The sequence below is a fragment of the Granulicatella sp. 572.rep1_STHE genome (assembly GCF_001073445.1).
In the GTDB taxonomy this organism is placed as follows: Bacteria; Bacillota; Bacilli; order Lactobacillales; family Aerococcaceae; genus Granulicatella; species Granulicatella adiacens.
Genome location: NZ_JVBO01000012.1, coordinates 72,475 through 94,095 on the forward strand (window position 1 = coordinate 72,475; position 21,621 = coordinate 94,095).

Here is a 21,621-nt window from a genome sequence, read left to right on the forward strand (position 1 = left end):
AATCCTGTAAAATAAGCATATATATTGAAATGAGGTGTCAGTATGAGTTCAATAGATGAAACAGTCCTATTTAAGTTTAATGAAAAGGATGAAAAAAGCGTTCAAGAAACTTTAACTATCGTGTATGATGCGTTGAATGAAAAAGGATATAGTTCAATCAATCAAATTGTAGGATATTTATTGTCTGGCGATCCAGCGTATATTCCTAGACATAAAGATGCGCGAAATTTAATCCGTCGTCACGAAAGAGATGAGATTTTGGAAGAACTCATTAGACATTATATTCGTTCTACAGGAAGAGATGCCTAATATGAGATTGATGGGCTTAGATGTCGGAAGTAAAACTGTGGGCGTCGCCGTTAGTGATTTAATGGGATGGACTGCTCAAGGAGTTGAAACGATTCCGATAAATGAAAATGCTTCTGAATTTGGCTTTAAACGTGTTGTCGAGTTAGTGGAAGAGTATGGCGTTGAAAAAATCGTCATTGGTCTACCAAAGAACATGAATAATACGGAAGGGCCAAGAGTAGAGGCTTCTCGAAGATATGGAGCAAGTCTAGAGAAAAGACTCCAAATTCCCATTGTTTTTCATGATGAGCGCCTTACTACGATGCAAGCTGAAAGGATGCTTGTAGAAGAAGGAAATGTTTCAAGAAAAAAAAGAAAGCAAGTCATTGATATGCTCGCAGCAGTCATGATTTTACAAAACTATTTAGATTTAAATGGAAATCAATAAAAGAAAGAGGAAAGAAAATGACAGAACATTCACATCACGAACACGATCATGAACATGATCACTTAGAAGGACATGAAGGTCACGAACATATTACAATCGTTGACGAAGAAGGAAACGAAATTTTACACGAAGTATTATTTACTTTTGAATCAGAAGATTACAATAAATCATATGTTTTATGCTATCCAGCAGGAATTCCTGAAGGTGAAGAAGTAGAATTACAAGCATTTTCATATGTAGAAGCTGAAGATGGTACTGAAGGTCAATTAAACCCAATCGAAACAGAAGCTGAATGGGATATGATTGAAGAAGTATTAAACACATTCTTAGCAGAAGAAGATTTATAATCACAAAAGACCAAGGGTAACCTTGGTCTTTTATTTTTTTTAGAGGAATATAGTTTTATTTATAAAACCTGACAGAAGATGTCAACATTAAAAGAGTATAATCCATTAAGAGGTGAAGATAATGTATGAAAAATAATAGATTGTTTCGACTGCTATATTATGTTCTATCGAAAAGAAAAGTCACAGCATCACAGCTAGCGGACCATTTTGAAGTCTCAATTAGAACAATCTACCGAGATATTGATAATCTTAGTAGTGCGGGTATCCCTATTTACGCCACACAAGGGAAAGGGGGAGGCATTGAGATTTCTAGAGAGTTTATTTTGAATCAATCTTTGTTATCTCAAGAAGAAAAGGAACAAATAATGAATTCCTTACAAGGATTAGAGGCAACAAGTGACTTATCTGACAAAAATCTTCTTATGAAATTGTCTGCCTTATTTAATATGGAGATGATCAATTGGATTGAGGTTGATTTTCAAGGATGGAATTCTACACATGACACAGCATTATTTCAAAATTTGAAGCTGGCGATTTTGAATAAAAATTTAATTTCATTCGACTATTATAGCCATCTACAAGAAACTACAAGAATAGTCAAGCCAATTCGATTATGGTTTAAAAGCTTTAATTGGTATTTATATGCATTTTGTTTGTCTAGAAATAAAATTATAGATTATTTAAATTATCCAGAATAAAAAATTTGAAGACTTTGAAAGAAAGATATGAGGATTCTTTTGAGGAAATTTCGTTGAATGAATTAAAAGTACCAGATAATATGATTTCTCTTCAGGTTAAATTTGATAAAAGAGTGGCATATCGCGTTTATGATGAAATAACTACCGAGATCACTGTTGATGAGAATGGAGATTTATTGACAACTATTGAACTCCCGAATGATGAAAAAGTGGTTAGTTACTTATTCTCCTATGGCTCAAATGTCGAAGTACTTCAACCAAAAGAAATACGCCTACAAATAAAGCAATTGATTCAAACAATTGGAGAAAAATATAAAACATGACATGGGTTGGCAAGTATTCAATCGTATAATAAGAGTATCAAATAGAAAGGCGTGAGAAAAATGAAGTATGAATGGAGAAAACAAGAGAAAGAATTATACGGTGTAAAAACCAAAGCTGTTTTAGTAGATGTTCCAAAGCAAAAGTTCATTACGATTAAAGGACAAGGAAATCCAAATGAAGAAGATTTCTCAAATAGAATTTCCGCTTTATACTTAGTCGCTTATGGTATAAAGATGCTGTTTAAAAAAGCAGCATTGAATAATGAAATTAATGATTTTACTGTTTTTCCTTTAGAAGGTCTATGGCAAAAAGGAGATAGGGTTGAATTTGATAAAAATGATTTAAGTTATATTTTAATGATTAAACAACCCACACTCATCACTGAAGAAATATATTATCAAGCTATGGAAATCGTAAAGCAAAAAAAGCCTAATGATTTATATGAAGAAATCGCCTTTAAAGAATTTGAAGAGGAAAAAGCGATTCAAATTTTACACTTAGGAAGTTTTGATGATGAACCTCAATCTTTTGAGAAGATGGATAAATTGGCTACAGAATTACAATTAAAAAGAACATCTAATGTGCATCGGGAAATATATTTAACAAATAAAAACAGAACGAGCGAAGAAAAGCAAAAAACAATTCTAAGATATTCAGTAGAATAAATCCCCAAAAGGTAACAGTATGAATAGATACTGTTGCCTTTTATTGAATATAAACTAGCTTAAAATATTGTTATATGAACGTTCTAACTCCCTTTTGTAATTGAGTTTCTTCATTTTTTTATAATAATAGGGTATAATAACTACAACTATGGTTACCTTATGTGACTATCTTAGGAGGAAAACAATGTCTCAAAATGAACATAAAAAGCATTCCTTAATTTCCGAGACGGATTCTAAAAGAGATATCCGAAAGAAGGAAACGTCTATTATTAAAAAGATTATGAAGTACTTCATGATTGCACTTCTAGCAATTGTTCTAATTGGAGGAATCTTTACTTGGAACTACATTAACGGTGAAGTAAAACCTGTAGATAGCGAACAAACAGAATTGGTTGAATTTGAAATTAACCAAGGAGAATCTGTTAAAGATGTTGCAAATCATTTGAAGGAAAAAGAGTTTATTCGTAATTCAAAATTTTTTACGTTCTATTTAAAGTTTAAAAATATCGCAGGATTTAAGGCAGGAGCTTACCAAGTTTCAAAAAGTATGACTTTAGATGAAATTATTGAAGAGCTCTCGGGTAAAGGAAAAGAGAAAAACTTGAATGCAACGAAGGTTGTGATTCGAGAAGGAGAGCAACTGAGTGATATTTCTAAAGAAGTTGCAAAATCAACGAAATACTCAGCTGAAGATTTTATGGCTAAAGTTCAGGATAGTGGTTTTATTGAATTGTTAGTTCAAAAGTATCCTAAATTATTAACGCAGTCATACAATTCATATAATGTGAAATATGTTCTAGAAGGATTTCTTTTCCCAGCAACTTATGATATGAACGATAATAAAACACTTCAAATGTTAATCACTGAAATGGTTGCTAAAACAGATGAAGTGTTATCAAAATATTACTCCCAAATTGAAGCTAGTCCCTATACTTTACAACAAATTATGGCTTTAGCTTCCTTAATTGAAAAAGAAGGGGTTAAACTCGAGGATCGTAAGAAGATTGCTAGTGTCTTCTATAATCGTCTTGAAAAAGGCATGATGCTTCAAACAGACGTTGCTGTTCAATATGCTTTAGGAGAACATAAAGAAGCACTATCATTGAAAGATTTAGAAGTGGATTCTCCATATAACTTATACCAAAATTACGGTGTAGGGCCAGGACCTTATAATAGTCCAAGTGAGGATTCTATTGTTGCCGCACTAGAACCTGAAAAAACGGATTATTTATACTTTGTAGCGGATATTCATACGAAAGAAATTTATTTTGCGAAAACGTATGAAGAACATTTAGAATTAAAAGCTAAATATGTGGATAAGGAGTAAGGTCATGGAAAAGAGAAAGCCAATTGTTATCGGAGTTACTGGTGGCTCAGGAAGTGGGAAAACAAGTGTTAGTCGAAAAATTTTGGAGAATTTCCCGGAATTAACGATTGTGAAAATTGATCAAGATTACTATTATAAAGATCAAAGTCATATGCCGTTTGAAGAACGTTTAAAAACAAACTATGACCACCCATTTGCTTTCGATACAGATTTATTAATTGAACATATGAATAAATTAATCAATTTTGAATCGATTGAAGAACCAGTATATGATTACGAAAATCATACAAGAAGCGACAAAACAATCCATCAAGAGCCAAAAGATGTTATTCTGATTGAAGGTATTCTTATTCTTGAAGATAAACGCTTGCGTGATTTGATGGACATCAAGGTATATGTAGATACAGACGATGATATTCGTATTATTCGCCGTATTAAACGTGACATGGTGGAACGTGGAAGAACACTCGATTCAATTATTCATCAATATATGTCTGTTGTAAAACCAATGCACCATCAATTTATTGAGCCTACTAAAAAGTTTGCAGACATCATTATTCCTGAGGGTGGATCGAACACAGTTGCAATTGACTTAATGACCACAAAAATAGCTTCTATTTTAAGAGAATTAGCTTAATATTTGGGCCTTTGAACTTGTTTCAAAGGTCTTTTCTATACAAAAAATTCACTAAAATTTCTTAAAATCATATAAAAATAATGAATAGGGCTTGCAATCTTCACTATAAAATGTTAAAGTTTTAGCATTGTAGATTGAGATAATCTAAAAAACAATATAGGGGAGAGTCGTATGACTGAAAAAGTATTTCCAATGACGCTTGAAGGAAAAGCAAAACTTGAGGCCGAATTAGAAGAATTAAAAGTCGTTAAACGTAAAGAAATTGTGGAGCGAATTAAGATTGCTCGTAGTTACGGTGACTTATCAGAAAACTCTGAATATGAATCAGCGAAAGATGAACAAGCATTTGTTGAAGGACGTATTTCAACATTAGAAAAAATGATTCGTTTTGCTGAAATTATTGACGATAACAATGTTGAAAAAGATGTTGTTTCATTAGGTAGAAAAGTTACGTTTATCGAATTACCAGATGGAGATGAAGAAACTTATACGATTGTTGGTAGTGCAGAAGCAAACCCAATTGAAGGTAAGATTTCAAATGATTCTCCAATTGCCAAAGGAATTATTGGTAAAAAATTAAATGAAGAAGTAGTTATTCCAACACCAGGTGGGGAAATGAAAATCCGAATTATTGATATTCAATCTGCTTAATTCATAATATTGTAAAAAGCTAGGGAACTTCCTAGCTTTTTTGTATATCATTCTTTAGACTGATGGTCTTAAAATTATTTCGTGATAGGATTGTATGTGAGAAGATGATATACTAATACCTATATGGAGGTGAGAAGATGAAAAATATTAAAAAGATGCTCATTGTATTGTTACTAGGAACAATGATTTCAGCCATTGAAATTACTACTAGAATGGGCTTATTTATCATCTTTGCACTTGGAGTTGCTACTATCGTAAGTAGTTTGGTTCTTTTTAAAAATGTAAAATTTATGAAAAATATGGGTTTATGTTTTGGTAGTTTGTTTATGATATTGCCTTTACTATCTACTGCCGGAATTTGGTTAGGTATGATAGGAGCATTACTCATATTATTATTTAGTCATGATAGCTCGTCTTTTTCTGTGGTAACGACTATTTTTCAAAGAAAGGATCAACAAGAATATATTTTCGTGAATTCTAGAGAAGAAGAGATTGATTCGGAGAAAATTAAACGATTCGATTGGATAGGATCTCAAATCATTGGAAATGAGCCTTATGAATGGAACGATATCAACGCTGGACAATTAGTTGGAGATACCATTATTGATTTAGGAAATACGATTCTTCCAGCAAAAGAAAACGTAATTGTGATACGAAAAGGGTTTGGACGAGTTCGAATTTTGGTTCCGTATGGAGTCGGTGTCATGATTCATCACCATAGTTTCGCTGGAGAATTAGAGTTTGAAAAGCAATCTTATACGTTAAGTAATGAGTCTATTCAGTTATATAGTGAAGATTATCAAAGAACTAGTAAGCGAGTAAAAATCTATACGACAATTGTAGCTGGAAAAATTGAGGTGATTGAAGCATGAAGCAACGAATCCTCAAAAGCTGGCTTCTATTTTCAGCACTTTATAGTATTGTCAGTACAGTATTTATATTTCTCTTTAGAAAATGGTTTAATTTTGATCATTTAGAAGAGATTAGTTTTCAGGAAACACTTGGGACTATCACATTATTTCTTTTAATACTTCTATTTTTATCATTGATTTCTGCGGTTATCTTATATGTATTAAATCGTCAGGCTGAAAGAAAAATAACAGAGCAGCTGTTAATGATTCAAAAGGCACAGTTTCAGTTGGTAAAAGATAAAGATGAATCTAATTGGCTGAATGAAGCAACAATTCTAGATTTAAATGCTTTTTATACTCAATCAATGGCAATATCGAATCAGATTGAAACGGTATCTCTAGAGTTACAAGAAATAGGTAGAAAACCTCAATATGTTGGAGAAGAGACAAAAGAACAAATTATTGAACAAGAAAGAAGACGTATTGCCAGAGAATTACATGACTCTGTAAGCCAACAATTATTTGCCGCAATGATGATGATTTCAGCGTTGAATGAAAGAAAGCAACATTTTGATGAAAAAGAACAAAAACAACTAGCCATGATTGAACATGTTCTTTCTCAAGCACAGTCTGAAATGCGTGCATTATTACTACATCTTAGACCTATTTCTTTAGAAAATAAATCCTTAAAATCCGGAATCGAAGGTTTATTAGTGGAATTACAAACGAAAGTGCAAATGAAAATTCATTGGGATATAGAAGATGTTACTTTGCCAGAAGGGGTTGAAGATCATCTCTTTAGAATTGCTCAGGAATTACTCTCGAATACTTTAAGACATTCTCATGCCAAACATTTAGAAGTCTACTTAAGACAGAAAGACTCAAATGTAATCTTTAAAATAGAAGACGATGGTGTTGGATTTAACGTTGATGACATCCATCCTGGTAGTTATGGAATAAATAATATGAAAGAAAGAGTACAGGGACTCGGTGGACAAGTGAAGATTGTAAGTTTCCCAAATCAAGGGACAACAATAGAAATCAAAATTCCGCTTGGTCGTCATTTGGAGGGAAATTATGATTAATGTTTTATTAGTAGATGACCATGAAATGGTACGATTAGGCGTGTCTTCGTATTTATCAATGCAGGATGATATCGATGTTATTGCTGAAGCAAAAAATGGACGAGAAGGTGTGGAAAAGGCTTTATCTTATAAACCGGACATCATTCTAATGGATTTGGTCATGCCTGAGATGGATGGAATTGAAGCGACAAAAGAAATTTTACGTCAATGGCCAGAAGCAAAAATCATTATTTTAACCAGTTTCATTGATGATGAGAAAGTCTTTCCAGCCATCAATGCGGGTGCCAAAAGTTATATTTTAAAAACTTCTTCGGCCTCTCAAATTGCTAAAGCTATTCGTGATACTTTTCAAGGGGACGGAGTATTTGAACCACAAGTGACTGATAAATTAGTGAATAGAATCCAAATGAAGCAACAACATTTCCCTCATGATGATTTGACTCAACGGGAATTGGAAGTTCTTCTTCTAATTGCACAAGGAAAATCGAATCAAGAAATTGCGGATGAATTATTTATTACTTTAAAAACGGTAAAAACTCATGTTTCAAATATTTTATCCAAATTGGAAGTAGAAGACAGAACGCAAGCAACGATTTATGCATTTAAGCACCAGTTAATAAAAATGTAGACTTAGTTACGGTCATTAGTTATGAATGAATATGAATCATCAGAAGAATCAAAACGAAAAAGATGTATGGAAATTTCCATGCATCTTTTTTAGTGTAAAATTTTTGATTGGGCATGAAAGTAATTTCGAAAAAAGGATAAAGGAAGAAATGATAGAGACGGTTTTTGAAACTACTTACTAAAAAAACTAGGTGTATTGAAAATGGTTTCTATGACTAGTATACTGATAATATGAAAGGGTTTTAAAAAGGAGGCTGTTTATGAGAATACATGGTCAATTAATTGTATCATGCCAAGCATTGCCGCATGAACCATTGCATAGTGATTATATTATGGCTCGTATGGCAGTTGCTGCAAAGGAAGGAGGAGCAAAGGGAATTCGTGCCAACTCAGTAGTGGATATAAAAGCAATCAAAGAAGCTGTAGATTTACCAGTTATTGGAATTATTAAACGAGATTATAACGATTCAGATGTTTTTATTACGGCTACGATGAAGGAAGTAGATGAACTTATGACGGTTCAACCAGAAATTATTGCACTGGATGCGACTTCATCTACTCGTCCAAATGGACAATCGTTGGACGAATTTTATAAGGAAATTAGAGAAAAATATCCTAATCAATTATTGATGGCGGATTGTTCTACAGTAGAAGAAATGATTCACGCTGATGAACTTGGTTTTGATTTTATCGGAAGTACTTTAGTGGGATATACGAAACAAAGTAATGGCGATAAAATTGAAGCGAATGATTTTGAAATTTTAAGAACTGTTTTGAAACAAATCAAACATCCTTTAATTGCAGAGGGAAATATTGACACACCTGAAAAGGTGAAAAGAGTGCTAGAGTTGGGCGCTTATAGTGTAGTTGTAGGTTCTGCGATTACACGTCCACAACTCATTACAAAAAAATTTGTTGATGCTATTCATCAACACTAGGAAAGATAAGAATTATTCATTTTAAGTTTAGGGGGAAAACCATATGTTTAAAGTCTTACAAAAAATAGGGAAGGCATTTATGTTGCCAATTGCCATTTTGCCGGCAGCTGGTTTGCTATTAGGGATTGGGGGAGCTTTATCCAATCCAACAACTGTTGCGACATACCCTGCATTAAATAACGAAGTATTACAAGCGATTTTTAAAGTGATGAGCCAAGCTGGAGAAGTTGTCTTTGCAAATCTATCACTTCTTCTCTGTATCGGGCTCTGTATCGGGCTAGCAAAACGTGACAAAGGAACTGCTGCTCTTGCTGGAGTTACAGGATACTTAGTAATGACTGCAACTATTAAAGCGCTTGTTGGATTATTTATGGCAAAAGATGCTTCCATTGATACTGGGGTTATCGGTGCTGTTGTAGTTGGATCAGTGGCTGTATGGTTACATAACCGTTATAACAATATTCAATTACCTCAAGTACTTGGATTCTTTGGTGGTAGCCGTTTTGTTCCAATTGTAACATCATTTGCGTCTATCTTTGTGGGAGCTATCTTCTTCTTAGTATGGCCACCATTCCAACAATTATTAGTATCTACTGGTGGATATATCTCACAAGCTGGTCCAATTGGTACATTTTTATATGGCTTCTTAATGCGTTTATGTGGTGCTGTAGGGTTACACCATATGATTTATCCAATGTTCTGGTTTACAGAATTAGGTGGAGTGGAAGTTGTAGCTGGCCAAACTGTGGTTGGAGCTCAAAAAATCTTTTTTGCTCAATTAGCGGATCCAAACCATGTAGGACTATTTACTGAAGGAACTCGTTTCTTTGCTGGTCGTTTCTCAACAATGATGTTTGGTCTTCCAGCTGCCTGCTTAGCAATGTACCACTGTGTTCCTAAAGATCGTCGTAAAAAATATGCTGGTTTATTCTTCGGGGTTGCATTAACTTCATTTATTACAGGTATTACAGAACCAATTGAGTTCATGTTCTTATTCGTAAGCCCAGTATTATATGTTGTTCACGCATTCCTTGATGGGGTAAGTTTCTTCATCGCTGATATTCTAAATATCTCTATTGGTAATACATTCTCAGGTGGGGTTATCGACTTCACATTATTTGGGGTATTACAAGGTAATGATAAGACAAACTGGTTATTACAAATTCCATTTGGTCTTGTTTGGAGCGTTTTATACTATGTTGTATTTAGATGGTTTATTCTTCAATTCAATGTTGCTACACCAGGACGTGTTGAAGATGATTTAGCTAGTGATGAAAAACCAGTTGTGGAAACTAAAGATAGCTTAAAACAAGATAGCGTTCGTATTATTGATGCTTTGGGTGGTCAAGAAAATATCGAAGATGTAGATGCTTGTATCACACGTTTACGCGTATCTGTTAAAGATGTTGAAAAAGTGAATAAAGCAACGTTAAAAGAAATCGGTGCAGTTGATGTTCTTGAAGTAAAAGGCGGCATTCAAGCAATTTATGGAGCTAAAGCCATCCTTTATAAAAATAATATCAATGAAATTTTAGGTGTAGATGACTAGTAATCAATCTTAACTAAAGCAGGTAAACTAGCCCTCGTGTCTAGTTTGCCTGCTTTTAATTTTTAATAGGAATAGGCATCGTATGTTATAATAAAAAAAGCAAATGCAAAGGGGAGATGCAGGTGTTGTCATTCGAGAAAAAAGTGGCTCCTATTATAGAGTCTATTTACGATACTTTAACACCGATTGAAAAGACAATTGCACAGTATTTTCTAGAACCAATTCCAGAAGGAGTGTCTCTTTCGGCACAAGAAGTGTCCAATCGTTTATTCGTTTCCATTCCGTCACTGACAAGATTTGCCCAGAAATGCGGATATAACGGATATCGACAATTTATTTATGATTATGAAAAGAGAAGTAAGGAAGAGTCGACGCTTCATATTAATTCGACTAAAATCGTTCTTGAAGATTATGCTGAGCTTTTGTCGAAGTCTTTTTCCCTTGTAAATGAAGCTCAATTAATTCGAGTTTGTGAATTGCTCAGCAGTGCTAAAAGGGTATATATATATGGTCAAGGGAGCTCTGGACTAGCAGCATTAGAGATGAAATTTCGTTTTATGAGACTTGGGATGATTTGTGAGGCGATTACGGATTTGCATACAATGCTTATGAATCGTGTGCTAGTAGATGAAGATTGTCTTGTCATTGGAATCACAGTTTCGGCAAATGAAAGTGTGGTAAAGGCAGTAAATATTGCAAAGAATCAGGGAGCAAAAACGGTTCTAATCACTTCTAAAAAGAGTGAGGAACTGTCGCATGAATGCGATGAATTGGTTCTTATTGCGATGAAAAATGCTTTGGAACAAGGGACGACAATTTCACCACAGTTTCCGGTTTTAGTAGTGGTTGATATTTTGTATAGTTATTACAAGGAAATCGATAAGGAAAGAAAGCATTCTATTTTTTCAAATACATTGCATGCGATTCAACCTGAATAAAGAAGGAGAAGATAAAATGTTTGGATTTTTTAAAAAGAATAAAAAAGATAAAGAAGTAGTAGTTTATGCACTAGCGTCTGGAGACATAGTTCCAATTACGCAAGTGAATGATCCTGTTTTTGCGGGTAAAATGATGGGAGACGGTTTTGCGATACTTCCAACAAGTGGAGTGATTACTTCACCTGTTAAAGGAGAAATTGTAAATGTCTTTCCAACGCTACATGCTGTGGGGATTAAAACTCCTGAAGGACTTGAAGTGTTAGTCCATATGGGAATCGATACAGTTGAATTAAAAGGAGCTCCGTTTAAAACAACGGTAATGGTTGGTGAAAAGGTGGATGAGAATACAGTTTTATCCACGGTTGATTTAGAGGCTTTAAAGGAAGCTGGTAAAGATACAGCGATGATGGTCCTCTTTACAAATATGGATAAATTAGATACATTTTCTATCGCGACTGAAGGGTCAGTAGATGGAAAATCAGAAGTTGGGAAAGTAACGATGAAGCCTTAAATAAAATAAAAAAATCCGCTCTATTGAGCGGATTTTTCTATTTTAGAAAATATGACTACGGTATAAGCTAACTACTTTTCCTAGGATAGTACAATTTGGAAGAATAATTGGCTCCATTGTGTCATTCTCAGGTTCTAAGCGAACGTGGTCCTTTTCCAAGTAAAATCTCTTACAAGTAGCAGTGTCTTCTTCGGTCATTGCAATGACAATCTCCCCATTGGCTGCAGTAGATTGTTTACGAACGATAACAGAGTCACCATCAAAGATTCCAGCATTAATCATACTATCCCCTTTAATACGCAACATAAAAAGATCGTCGGATTCATTTTGTAATTCTGGTGGAATTGGAAAGAAGTCACTTGCTTCTTCTACAGCAAGAATTGGTTCACCAGCGGTAACCACACCAAGCATTGGAATAGCAGTTGCCTTTGCACCAATGGCCTTTAATCCTGCCATTGTTAATTCGATCGCACGAGGTTTACTTGGGTCGCGCTGAATGAATCCATTTTTTTCCAATCTGGACAAGTGGCCATGAACGGTAGAAGTCGAAGAAAGCTGAACAGCATTACAAATTTCACGCACTGTTGGTGGATAACCGTGTTCTTGAACTTCTTTATAAATAAACTGTAAAACATCTAATTGTCTTGAATCTTTTAAATTTGTCATCGGAACATCTCCTTCTTTAAAAATAGTTTATCACAGACTATACTAGAAAATCAAACAAATGTTCGTATGTAAATCGGATTTTTAGGAAGTTTTTATAAATCGTGATACACTAGGGACGAATAAAAGGAAAGGAATGAAGAAATGTTATCACCAGAGAAGATTAGTCGTATCAATGAATTGGCTAAAAAGAAAAAAGAAGGAAAATTAACACCTACAGAAGAAAAAGAACAACAACTCCTACGTCAAGAGTATTTGGAGGCTTTTCGTGGAGGCATGCGTAATCATATTGAAGGATTAAAAATTGTTGACGAAGAAGGAAATGATGTGACTCCTGATAAACTAAAAGCAATCCAAAAAGAAAAAGGATTACATAATCGAGGAGAAGAATAAGGATTAGGAGGTTGAGGATTTTCAACCTCTTTTTTTCTACTATTTGTTTCTCTAATAAATTTGAATCAATTTTGCAAGGGGTTACTTTATTTTATTAAAGATTAGAATAACGGTTGCAAAAGAATGTTTGAATTTAGTAAAATAGAGTAGTAAGTTCCTATTAAGGAAAACTATTTTTAAGGAGTGATTGTATGTTTGATAAAACCGATCAACTAGCAGTGAATACGATTCGTACACTAAGTATGGATGCCATTCAAGCTGCGAATTCAGGACACCCTGGACTACCAATGGGTGCAGCGCCAATGGCATATGTACTTTGGTCTAAATATTTAAAGGTAAACCCAAAACGTTCTAATTGGGTCGATCGCGATCGCTTTGTATTATCTGCAGGTCATGGATCTGCAATGTTATATGCTTTATTACATTTATCTGGCTATGACTTATCAATTGAAGATGTGAAAAACTTCCGCCAACTTGGAAGTAAAACACCAGGGCACCCAGAAGTACATGACACAGATGGGGTAGATGCAACTACTGGTCCGCTTGGACAAGGGTTTGCAAACGGTGTTGGGATGGCTATGGCTGAAGCTCATTTAGCAGCCAAATTCAACCGTGAAGGGTACCCAGTTGTGGATCACCATACTTATGTATTATGCGGTGACGGAGACTTAATGGAAGGGATTTCCTATGAAGCCGCGTCTCTAGCAGGGACATTGAAATTAAATAAATTAATCGTTTTATATGATTCAAATGACATCTGTTTAGATGGACCATTAAATAAAGTGTTTACCGAAGATGTGAAGAAACGTTTCAAAGGATTAGGTTGGAACTATATTCGCGTTGAAGATGGAAACGACTTAGATGAAATTGCAGAAGCTATTGAAGAAGCACAATGCCAAAAAGAAAAACCAACGATTATTGAAGTGAAAACGGTTATTGGTTACGGTGCTCCAAACCAAGGGACTAACAAAGTTCACGGTGCTCCTTTAGGACCTGACGGCATTGCAGAAGCAAAAGCAAACTACGGATGGGAATATGGCCCATTTGAAGTGCCTGAAGAAGTACAACACCGTTTTGATAAATTATTAGTCCAAACAGGTGAAAATGACTACAATGAGTGGAAAACTTTATTCGAAGGTTATAAACAAGCTTATCCAGAACTTGCAAAAGAATTCGAAGATAGCTTTGCAGGAAACATCGAAGTAGATCTAGAAAAAGTATTACCTTCATATGAATTTGGTAGCCAAGCAATGGCTTCTCGTGTAACAAGCCAAGCAGCGATTCAAGAATTAGGAAAGCATATTCCATTCTTCTGGGGTGGATCTGCAGACCTTTCTTCATCAAATAACACAATGAACAAAGCAGATACAGACTTTTCTCACGAAAATTATGGTGGAAGAAATATCTGGTTTGGGGTTCGTGAATTTGCGATGGGAGCTGCGATGAACGGTATGCTTCTTCATGGAGGTAATCGTGTATACGGTGGTACATTCTTTGTATTCGCAGATTACTTAAAAGCAGCAATGCGTGTTGCAGCGATTTCTCATTTACCTGCAATCTATGTATATACACATGACTCAATTGCAGTTGGGGAAGATGGACCAACGCATGAACCAATCGAACAATTGGCAGCGTTCCGTGCAACTCCAAACTTAAATGTGATTCGCCCTGCAGATGGGAACGAAGTATCAGCTGCATGGAAAGTGGCCGTAGAAACAAAAGACCGTCCATCAGTACTCGTATTCTCACGTCAAAACTTACCAGTTCTTGAACACTCACAGGAATTAGCATATGAAGGTGTGAAACGTGGGGCATATGTAGTAAGTCCTCAAAAATGCGATACACCAGAAGGTATCTTGATTGCGACAGGTTCTGAAGTGGCTCTTGCCATCGAAGCGCAAAAAGTTCTTGCAGAAGAAGGAATTGATGTATCAGTTGTTTCAATGCCATCCATGAACTTATTCGAAGAACAACCAAAAGAATACCGCGAATCAGTATTACCTAGCGATGTTCGTAAACGTGTAGCCGTTGAAATGGGGGCAAGTTTCGGATGGGGACAATATGTAGGCCTTGACGGAGCTACTGTGACGATCGACCGCTTCGGTTTATCAGGTAACGGAAATAAAGTCATGGAAACATTAGGCTTCACTGTAGAAAACGTAGTGAATACATTTAAATCTTTATAAAAATAGGTTAAAATGAAGATTGAAAGCCCACAAGTAGTGGACTTTCAATCTTTTTTTGTTTTTAGGAGAATGTATGAACGAATTGAAACAAGCATTTAAGATTAGTTTACCAATCTGTTTCGGGTATATCTTTTTAGGAATTGCATTTGCACTCTTGATGTCACAAGAAGGATTTCCAGCTTGGGCTTCTATTTTTTCAAGTATATTTGTGTATGCAGGATCCATGCAATTTGCTCTGGTCTCATTTATGAGCGCAGGGATGAGTTTTTGGATGATTGCTTTAATGACTTTATTTATTAATGCTAGAATGTTGTTTTATGGCGTTGGCTTTATTGAAGAATTTAAAAAGTTGGGCTGGAAAGCATTTTATTTAATCTTTGCCCTATCAGATGAAACCTTTTCTCTCTTAGTAGGGATGAAACAAACGAAGAGTGAAGATAATGAACAAGTGATGGTCTATGTTGGACTGTTGAACCATTTCTATTGGGTCTTTGGTACAGTCATTGGAGTTGTCATCGGCGAATTCCTTCCATTTTCAACAAAGGGCATCGATTTTTCAATGACGGCGCTCTTTGTTGTGATTCTTGTGAATCAATTGAAAAAGGCGGACCGTTATTTCCCGTTCATCATTGGGGGAATTAGTGCTATTTTCTGGTTAATTCTTGTTGGAAAACAATATTTCCTTGTGTGCGCCTTAGCGACAACAATGATCGGTTTAATTGCAATCTTCGAACGTGAGAAACTACAAATGAAGGAGGAAGAAAATGAGTAGTACGTATATTATTCTTGCTCTTATTACTAGTGGAGTTGTGACTTTTGCGATTCGATTATTTCCATTTTTAGTACTCCGCAATCAAACGAATTTATCCTCCCGCATGCAGTTTATTTCGGCGGTCTTACCACAAGCGATTATTACGATTCTAGTTGTCTATTGTTTAAAGGATATTTCGTTTATAAGCGCACCATTTGGAATTCCAGAACTCATTGCTGTCGCGATTGTCGTCTTATTGCAATGGTGGAAGGAGAATACTTTGCTGAGTATCTTTGTCCCAACGGTTATTTATATGGTGTTATTACAAGTGATGTAAAATTAACATATATGTTAATTTAAGCTACCTAGTTCATGGTTGTATCTAGGTATTTTCTAGCCTTATTTTATGGTAAAATAGAGCTACATTGATTTAGAAAGAGGCACTCTTATGAAATTATTATTTGTTGGCGATGTTGTCGGATCTCTTGGAAGAGAGATGGTCGCACAATACGTCCCAAAATTAAAGAAAAAATATAAACCGCAAATCACTGTCATTAATGGGGAAAATGCTGCCCATGGGAAAGGAATTACGGAGAAGATTTATAAGGAGTTACTGCAGGCTGGAGCAGATGTAGTAACGCTTGGGAATCACGCCTTTGATAACAAAGCAATTTTTGATTTCATTGAAGATGCCACAAAAATGGTACGACCGCTGAACTATCCAGCAGGAGTTCCAGGAAAAGGAATCGTTTATGTAAAATGTAACGACAAAGAAGTGGCCGTCATCAACTTGCAAGGCCGCGTCTTTATGAATACATTGGATGATCCTTTTGCAAAAGTTACAGAGGCGGTTGAAGAAGCTAGGAAGAGGACGCCGATTATCTTTATTGACTTCCATGCAGAAGTAACCAGCGAGAAACAAGCCTTGTCTTGGTACTTAGACGGGAAAGTGTCTGCCGTCGTTGGAACACATACGCATGTGCCAACAAACGACGCCAGAGTACTTCCGCAAGGGACAGCCTTCCTTTGTGATGTGGGAATGACTGGTCCGTATAACGGGATTCTCGGAATGGAACGCGATATTATTATTACGAAATTCCTCAATCAATTACCAGCACGATTTGAAGTGGCAGAAGACGATGAAGGCCAATTAAGCGCTTGTTTGATTGATATTGATGAAAAAACGGGTAAGGCGAAATCGATTCAACCGATTCGCATTACTCCAGATGCACCATTTTTTGAATAAAAAGATTAGAAAGAGAGTCAGAAATGCCACAAAAAACGAAACACACACCGATGATGCAACAGTATTTTTTGATTAAAGAAAAATATCCTGATTGCTTATTGTTTTATCGACTAGGTGATTTTTATGAATTGTTTTATGATGATGCGATTGAAGCAGCACGACTTCTCGAAATTACATTAACCAGTCGAAATAAAAATGCTGAGGACCCAATTCCAATGTGTGGGGTTCCTCATCATGCCGCAAAAGAATATATTAAAACGCTGATTGAACTTGGAAAGAAAGTAGCCATTTGTGAGCAGTTGGAAGATCCAAAGCTTACAAAGGGAATGGTGAAGCGAGACGTTGTTCAAGTCTTGACGCCAGGGACCTATACAGAATACCAAGCGCAAAATCAAAACCATTATTTAGTGTCGATTTTACCGCTTGTGGGGAAACGATTTGCACTGTCGTATGTGGATGTGTCAACTGGGGAATTAAAAGTGACACAACTCGAAAACTTAGAAGAAGTGCGTAGCGAATGCTCAAGTTTACTATGCCGTGAAGTCGTTCTTGTCGATAGTGATGTGACAGAAGAACTTCGTCATCTCTTTACGAGCATGCAAATCTTGATTTCAACAATTGAAAAAGATGAAATTAATGCCGAAGACTGCACAGACTTAGTCTCAGAACTAGAAGATGAAGCTTCTGTTCGTTGTGTGCAAAACCTACTCAGCTATTTGAAACTGACACAAAAGAGAAGCTTTTCGCACTTACAAAAGGCGCAAGCGTACCAAAGTGAGTTTTATCTCTCAATGAATTATGAGACAAAACGTAACTTAGAGCTAACAACAACCATTCGTGCCAATCAAAAACACGGGTCGCTGTTCTGGTTCTTAGACGAGACGCAAACAGCCATGGGAGGACGACTCCTTAAACAATGGCTTGAAAAACCACTTGTATTAGAAGGGGCGATTCAAAAACGCCATGCGCTAGTAGAAACATTGAACCAACATTACTTTGAACGTACAGACTTTATCGAAACCTTGAAACGTGTGTACGACTTAGAACGTATTGTTGGGAAAGTATCCTTTGGAACCGCCAATGCGCGTGACCTCTTGCAACTTAAACAAACACTTGGTCAAGTTCCAATCTTTAAATCGATTGTGGATAGCTTGGATTCAGAAGAATGGAGTGCTCTTGGAGAAAACTTATTCGACATTCCTGAGTTATACGATTTAATCGACCGTGCCATCGACGAAGATGCGCCACTGACGATTTCAGATGGAAACATTATTCGTACAGGGTATAACTCTACACTCGATACGTACCGCGACACGATGAAGCATGGAAAAGAATGGATTGCCGCGCTACAACAACAAGAACGTGAGCAAACAGGCATTAGTTCATTGAAGATTAGTTTCAACAAGGTGTTTGGGTACTATATCGAAGTGACAAAATCAAATCTATCCAAACTCGATAGCAGCCGCTATGAGCGTAAACAAACGCTGGCGAATGCGGAACGTTTTATTACACCTGAATTAAAAGAAAAAGAAACGCTCATTTTAGAAGCGGAAGAAAAATCAAGTGCACTCGAATATCAATTATTCGTAGAAGTGCGTGAACAAGTGAAAAATTACACCGCTCAGCTTCAACAATTAGCCAAGACGGTCGCAACGATTGACGTTCTGCAAGCCTTCAGTGTGGTGAGCGAACGTTATCACCTAGTGAAGCCTACGATTTCGATGAAGAACCGTAGACTCTGGATTGAGGATGGTCGCCATCCGGTTGTTGAAAAGGTGATGGGACAATCAACGTATGTTCCAAATAGCATTTCAATGAGTCCAGACGAGCATATTCTTCTCATTACTGGGCCGAATATGTCCGGTAAATCGACTTACATGAGACAATTAGCGCTCTGTGTGATCTTAGCGCAAATCGGATGTTTTGTACCTGCTAAGAGTGCAACGATTCCAGTCTTTACGAAAATCTTTACCCGTATTGGGGCTGCTGATGATTTAATTTCTGGCCAAAGTACGTTCATGGTAGAGATGATGGAGACAAACCATGCACTTCGAAATGCCGATGAAACAAGCTTGATATTGTTTGACGAAATCGGACGTGGAACAGCTACATATGATGGAATGGCGCTCGCTGAAGCCATCATCACATATATTCATGAGCATTTATCTGCAAAAGTATTATTCTCAACGCATTACCATGAGTTAACAAGACTCAGCGAGAAATATGCGGATTTACGCAATGTGCATGTGGGAGCCGTTGAAGAAAATGGTGAAGTGGTCTTCTTGCATAAAGTATTAGAAGGTCCTGCCGATAAGAGTTACGGAATTCATGTGGCGAAACTTGCTGGGCTTCCAACAGAGCTATTGAAAAATGCCAGAACGATTTTAAATCATTTAGAAGCTAAAGGGGCATCTAATGAAAATAGCACCTTCGTGGAACAAGTATCGCTCTTTGAAGAAGAAGCAGAAACTATGCCTGAATGGGTTCGCGAGCTTAAAGGATTAAACTTAATGAGCATGACGCCAATGGATGCAATGAACATCCTGTATAAATGGCAACAAATAGAAAAGGGTGAGTAGTGTATGGGAACCATTAAAGAATTAAGTCCATTACTGACAAACCAAATCGCAGCAGGGGAAGTCATCGAACGTCCTTCTTCTGTGGTGAAGGAATTGCTCGAAAACGCGATTGACGCTGGCAGTACTCGTATCGAGATTGAAATCGAAGAGAGTGGTCTTCGCAAGATTCGCATTCAAGATAACGGAAGTGGGATGACGAAAGAGGATGCTCGTATGTCGATTAAACGTCATACAACGAGTAAACTCTATTCGCCAGAACAACTCTTTAGAATTCATACGCTTGGGTTCCGTGGTGAAGCCTTAGCGAGTATTACGGCCGTATCGAAAGTGACGCTGACAACTTCTACCGGAGAAGACAGCGGCGTAGAGTTAAAGATCGAGTCTGGTGAAATCAAAGAAGAGAAGACCGTTCCACCATTAAAAGGAACGACTTTCCTAGTTGAAGATTTGTTTTATAATACACCGGCTAGGTTGAAATTCGTTCGTACATTGCAGACGGAGTTAGCTCATATTACGGATGTAGTGAGTAAAGCATCTCTCAGTCACCCAGAAATTGCCTTTATTTTAAAAAATGACGGTAATCTGTTATTGCAAACTTCTGGGAAGGGTGAGTTGCTGCAAGCAGTCGCAGGAAATATTGGACCCGTAAATGCTCGTAAGATGTTACCTTTTAGTGGAGAAGACGAAGATTTCAAAGTATCAGGATATACGTCGCTCCCAGAACTCACTCGTTCAAACCGCAATTACTTATCGATTTTCATTAATGGACGACCAATACGCAATATGGCAATCGCAAAGGCCATTACATTAGGATACGGATCCACATTAATGGTCGGACGATTCCCAATTACCATTATTTCGATTGAAATGGACGTACAACTCGTTGATGTGAACGTGCATCCAACGAAACAAGAAGTTCGAATCAGTAAAGAGCAAGAACTTTCTCTCGTAATTCAAAAAGCGATTAGAGAGGCGATACAGGGTGTACAACGCATTCCTGAGTCGATTGAAGACTTGTCCTTCAAACGCAAAGAAAACAGGGTAGAAGCTCCAAAACCAGTCCAACAAACTTTGGAGTGGCAATTGAAGACACCTATTGTGGAGCCTACTCGCGTAGAAACACCTTCTTATTCAGAAAATGTAAGAGAAGAAGTGGAAGTTCTACCGGTCGATGATGCGCCTATTCAAGTAAGGAAAGTAGTTGAACCTGTCCTTCAAGAAGAACTCGTGGACAGCCACGATGACCATGCAGACTACTTGAAATTAGCTGAGAAAATCGATACACAGCCTTTCGAAAAGGAATTCCCAGAATTGCATTATTTTGGACAAATGCATGGAACTTATTTATTCGCGCAAAACGAAAAAGGTTTATATATGATTGACCAACATGCCGCCCAAGAACGGATTAAATATGAACAGTTCAAAGTGGAGATTGGTCAAGTAGGCCGAGTCAGTCAACCACTAATGGTTCCGATATTACTGGAGTTCTCGAAGAAGGATAGCGTGAAATTGGAAGAACGACTACCTCTTGTAGAAGAGTTTGGAATTGGGATGGAGCCGTTCGGGCAAAATACCTTCCAAATTCAATCGCATCCAGCATGGATTAAAAAGGGACAGGAGAAGGCGATTATCGAAGAAATTATCGACTTTATCTTGGCTGACGAAAAGATTACGGTTGCTAAATTAAGAGAAGCTACAGCGATCATGATGAGCTGTAAAGGTTCGATTAAAGCCAATCACCACTTAAGTGAATGGGAAGCACGTCAGTTATTAGTGGATTTAGCAAAATGTAAAAATCCATATAACTGTCCGCACGGTAGACCCGTACTCGTTCATTTAACGAATAAGGACTTGGAACATCTCTTCAAGAGAATTCAAGATCCGCATCAAACGAAACGACAACAATTTGAATAGGAGAG

General features: G+C 36.6%; 22 protein-coding genes and 1 pseudogene. 22 read left to right on the forward strand and 1 reads right to left on the reverse strand.

Annotation, left to right across the window (positions count from 1 at the left end; genetic code table 11):
* The first annotated feature begins 42 nt into the window (after positions 1-42).
* The 15 genes and pseudogenes from ADH99_RS01720 (at position 43) to ADH99_RS01790 (ending at position 11,884) form a co-directional block, all read left to right on the forward strand.
* Positions 43-309 carry an IreB family regulatory phosphoprotein gene (locus ADH99_RS01720; RefSeq protein ID WP_005605102.1) on the forward strand — a complete coding sequence of 89 codons (267 nt, stop codon included), beginning with the start codon at positions 43-45 and terminating at the stop codon, positions 307-309.
* A 1-nt stretch (position 310) separates the two neighbouring features.
* Positions 311-736, forward strand: coding sequence for a Holliday junction resolvase RuvX (gene ruvX, locus ADH99_RS01725; protein ID WP_049554702.1), 426 nt, complete (start codon positions 311-313; stop codon positions 734-736).
* A 17-nt stretch (positions 737-753) separates the two neighbouring features.
* Entirely contained in the window at positions 754-1,083 is a 330-nt protein-coding gene (locus tag ADH99_RS01730) for a DUF1292 domain-containing protein (protein WP_005605104.1), read from the forward strand.
* A gap of 125 nt (positions 1,084-1,208) precedes the next feature.
* Positions 1,209-2,104: pseudogene (locus ADH99_RS01735) on the forward strand (helix-turn-helix transcriptional regulator).
* Positions 2,105-2,164: 60 nt separating this feature from the next.
* Positions 2,165-2,770, forward strand: a complete 606-nt coding sequence (locus ADH99_RS01740; protein WP_049554701.1) for a GyrI-like domain-containing protein — start codon at positions 2,165-2,167, stop codon at positions 2,768-2,770.
* A gap of 184 nt (positions 2,771-2,954) precedes the next feature.
* Positions 2,955-4,097, forward strand: coding sequence for an endolytic transglycosylase MltG (gene mltG, locus ADH99_RS01745; protein WP_049554700.1), 1,143 nt, complete (start codon positions 2,955-2,957; stop codon positions 4,095-4,097).
* Between the two features lie 4 nt (positions 4,098-4,101).
* A complete protein-coding gene (gene udk, locus ADH99_RS01750; protein ID WP_049554699.1) occupies positions 4,102-4,734 on the forward strand; it encodes a uridine kinase in 633 nt (210 codons plus the stop codon).
* A 171-nt stretch (positions 4,735-4,905) separates the two neighbouring features.
* The gene (gene greA, locus ADH99_RS01755) at positions 4,906-5,385 is read left to right on the forward strand and encodes a transcription elongation factor GreA (protein ID WP_049554698.1); all 480 of its coding nucleotides are present in this window, start codon (positions 4,906-4,908) and stop codon (positions 5,383-5,385) included.
* Positions 5,386-5,522: 137 nt separating this feature from the next.
* Positions 5,523-6,257 carry a cell wall-active antibiotics response protein LiaF gene (gene liaF, locus ADH99_RS01760; protein WP_049554697.1) on the forward strand — a complete coding sequence of 245 codons (735 nt, stop codon included), beginning with the start codon at positions 5,523-5,525 and terminating at the stop codon, positions 6,255-6,257.
* Entirely contained in the window at positions 6,254-7,321 is a 1,068-nt protein-coding gene (locus ADH99_RS01765; RefSeq protein WP_053091343.1) for a sensor histidine kinase, read from the forward strand. Before liaF ends, ADH99_RS01765 begins: the two co-directional genes overlap by 4 nt.
* The gene (locus ADH99_RS01770) at positions 7,314-7,949 is read left to right on the forward strand and encodes a response regulator transcription factor (RefSeq protein ID WP_049554696.1); all 636 of its coding nucleotides are present in this window, start codon (positions 7,314-7,316) and stop codon (positions 7,947-7,949) included. Before ADH99_RS01765 ends, ADH99_RS01770 begins: the two co-directional genes overlap by 8 nt.
* Positions 7,950-8,208: 259 nt before the next feature.
* Positions 8,209-8,886, forward strand: coding sequence for an N-acetylmannosamine-6-phosphate 2-epimerase (locus ADH99_RS01775; RefSeq protein ID WP_049554695.1), 678 nt, complete (start codon positions 8,209-8,211; stop codon positions 8,884-8,886).
* 43 nt (positions 8,887-8,929) lie between these two features.
* The gene (locus ADH99_RS01780) at positions 8,930-10,435 is read left to right on the forward strand and encodes a PTS transporter subunit EIIC (RefSeq protein ID WP_005605121.1); all 1,506 of its coding nucleotides are present in this window, start codon (positions 8,930-8,932) and stop codon (positions 10,433-10,435) included.
* Positions 10,436-10,557: 122 nt separating this feature from the next.
* Positions 10,558-11,373, forward strand: coding sequence for a MurR/RpiR family transcriptional regulator (locus ADH99_RS01785; RefSeq protein ID WP_049554694.1), 816 nt, complete (start codon positions 10,558-10,560; stop codon positions 11,371-11,373).
* A gap of 16 nt (positions 11,374-11,389) precedes the next feature.
* A complete protein-coding gene (locus ADH99_RS01790) occupies positions 11,390-11,884 on the forward strand; it encodes a PTS sugar transporter subunit IIA (protein WP_179944350.1) in 495 nt (164 codons plus the stop codon).
* Between the two features lie 42 nt (positions 11,885-11,926).
* Here the strand turns inward: ADH99_RS01790 and lexA are convergent, their stop codons facing one another.
* The gene (lexA, locus tag ADH99_RS01795; protein ID WP_005605127.1) at positions 11,927-12,550 is read right to left on the reverse strand and encodes a transcriptional repressor LexA; all 624 of its coding nucleotides are present in this window, start codon (positions 12,548-12,550) and stop codon (positions 11,927-11,929) included.
* Positions 12,551-12,691: 141 nt separating this feature from the next.
* On the opposite strand from lexA, the gene ADH99_RS01800 reads away from it, so the two are divergent.
* The 7 genes from ADH99_RS01800 (at position 12,692) to mutL (ending at position 21,616) form a co-directional block, all read left to right on the forward strand.
* The gene (locus ADH99_RS01800) at positions 12,692-12,940 is read left to right on the forward strand and encodes a DUF896 family protein (RefSeq protein WP_005605128.1); all 249 of its coding nucleotides are present in this window, start codon (positions 12,692-12,694) and stop codon (positions 12,938-12,940) included.
* Between the two features lie 191 nt (positions 12,941-13,131).
* Positions 13,132-15,126, forward strand: coding sequence for a transketolase (gene tkt, locus ADH99_RS01805; protein ID WP_049554692.1), 1,995 nt, complete (start codon positions 13,132-13,134; stop codon positions 15,124-15,126).
* A gap of 73 nt (positions 15,127-15,199) precedes the next feature.
* Positions 15,200-15,898: an AzlC family ABC transporter permease gene (locus tag ADH99_RS01810; protein WP_065427291.1), complete on the forward strand. Its 699-nt coding sequence runs from the start codon at positions 15,200-15,202 to the stop codon at positions 15,896-15,898.
* Positions 15,891-16,214, forward strand: a complete 324-nt coding sequence (locus tag ADH99_RS01815) for a branched-chain amino acid transporter permease (RefSeq protein WP_049554691.1) — start codon at positions 15,891-15,893, stop codon at positions 16,212-16,214. Before ADH99_RS01810 ends, ADH99_RS01815 begins: the two co-directional genes overlap by 8 nt.
* 111 nt (positions 16,215-16,325) lie before the next feature.
* Entirely contained in the window at positions 16,326-17,123 is a 798-nt protein-coding gene (locus ADH99_RS01820; protein WP_049554690.1) for a TIGR00282 family metallophosphoesterase, read from the forward strand.
* A gap of 23 nt (positions 17,124-17,146) precedes the next feature.
* Positions 17,147-19,702, forward strand: coding sequence for a DNA mismatch repair protein MutS (gene mutS, locus ADH99_RS01825; RefSeq protein WP_049554689.1), 2,556 nt, complete (start codon positions 17,147-17,149; stop codon positions 19,700-19,702).
* Between the two features lie 3 nt (positions 19,703-19,705).
* Positions 19,706-21,616, forward strand: a complete 1,911-nt coding sequence (mutL, locus tag ADH99_RS01830) for a DNA mismatch repair endonuclease MutL (RefSeq protein ID WP_049554688.1) — start codon at positions 19,706-19,708, stop codon at positions 21,614-21,616.
* Positions 21,617-21,621 lie beyond the last annotated feature (5 nt).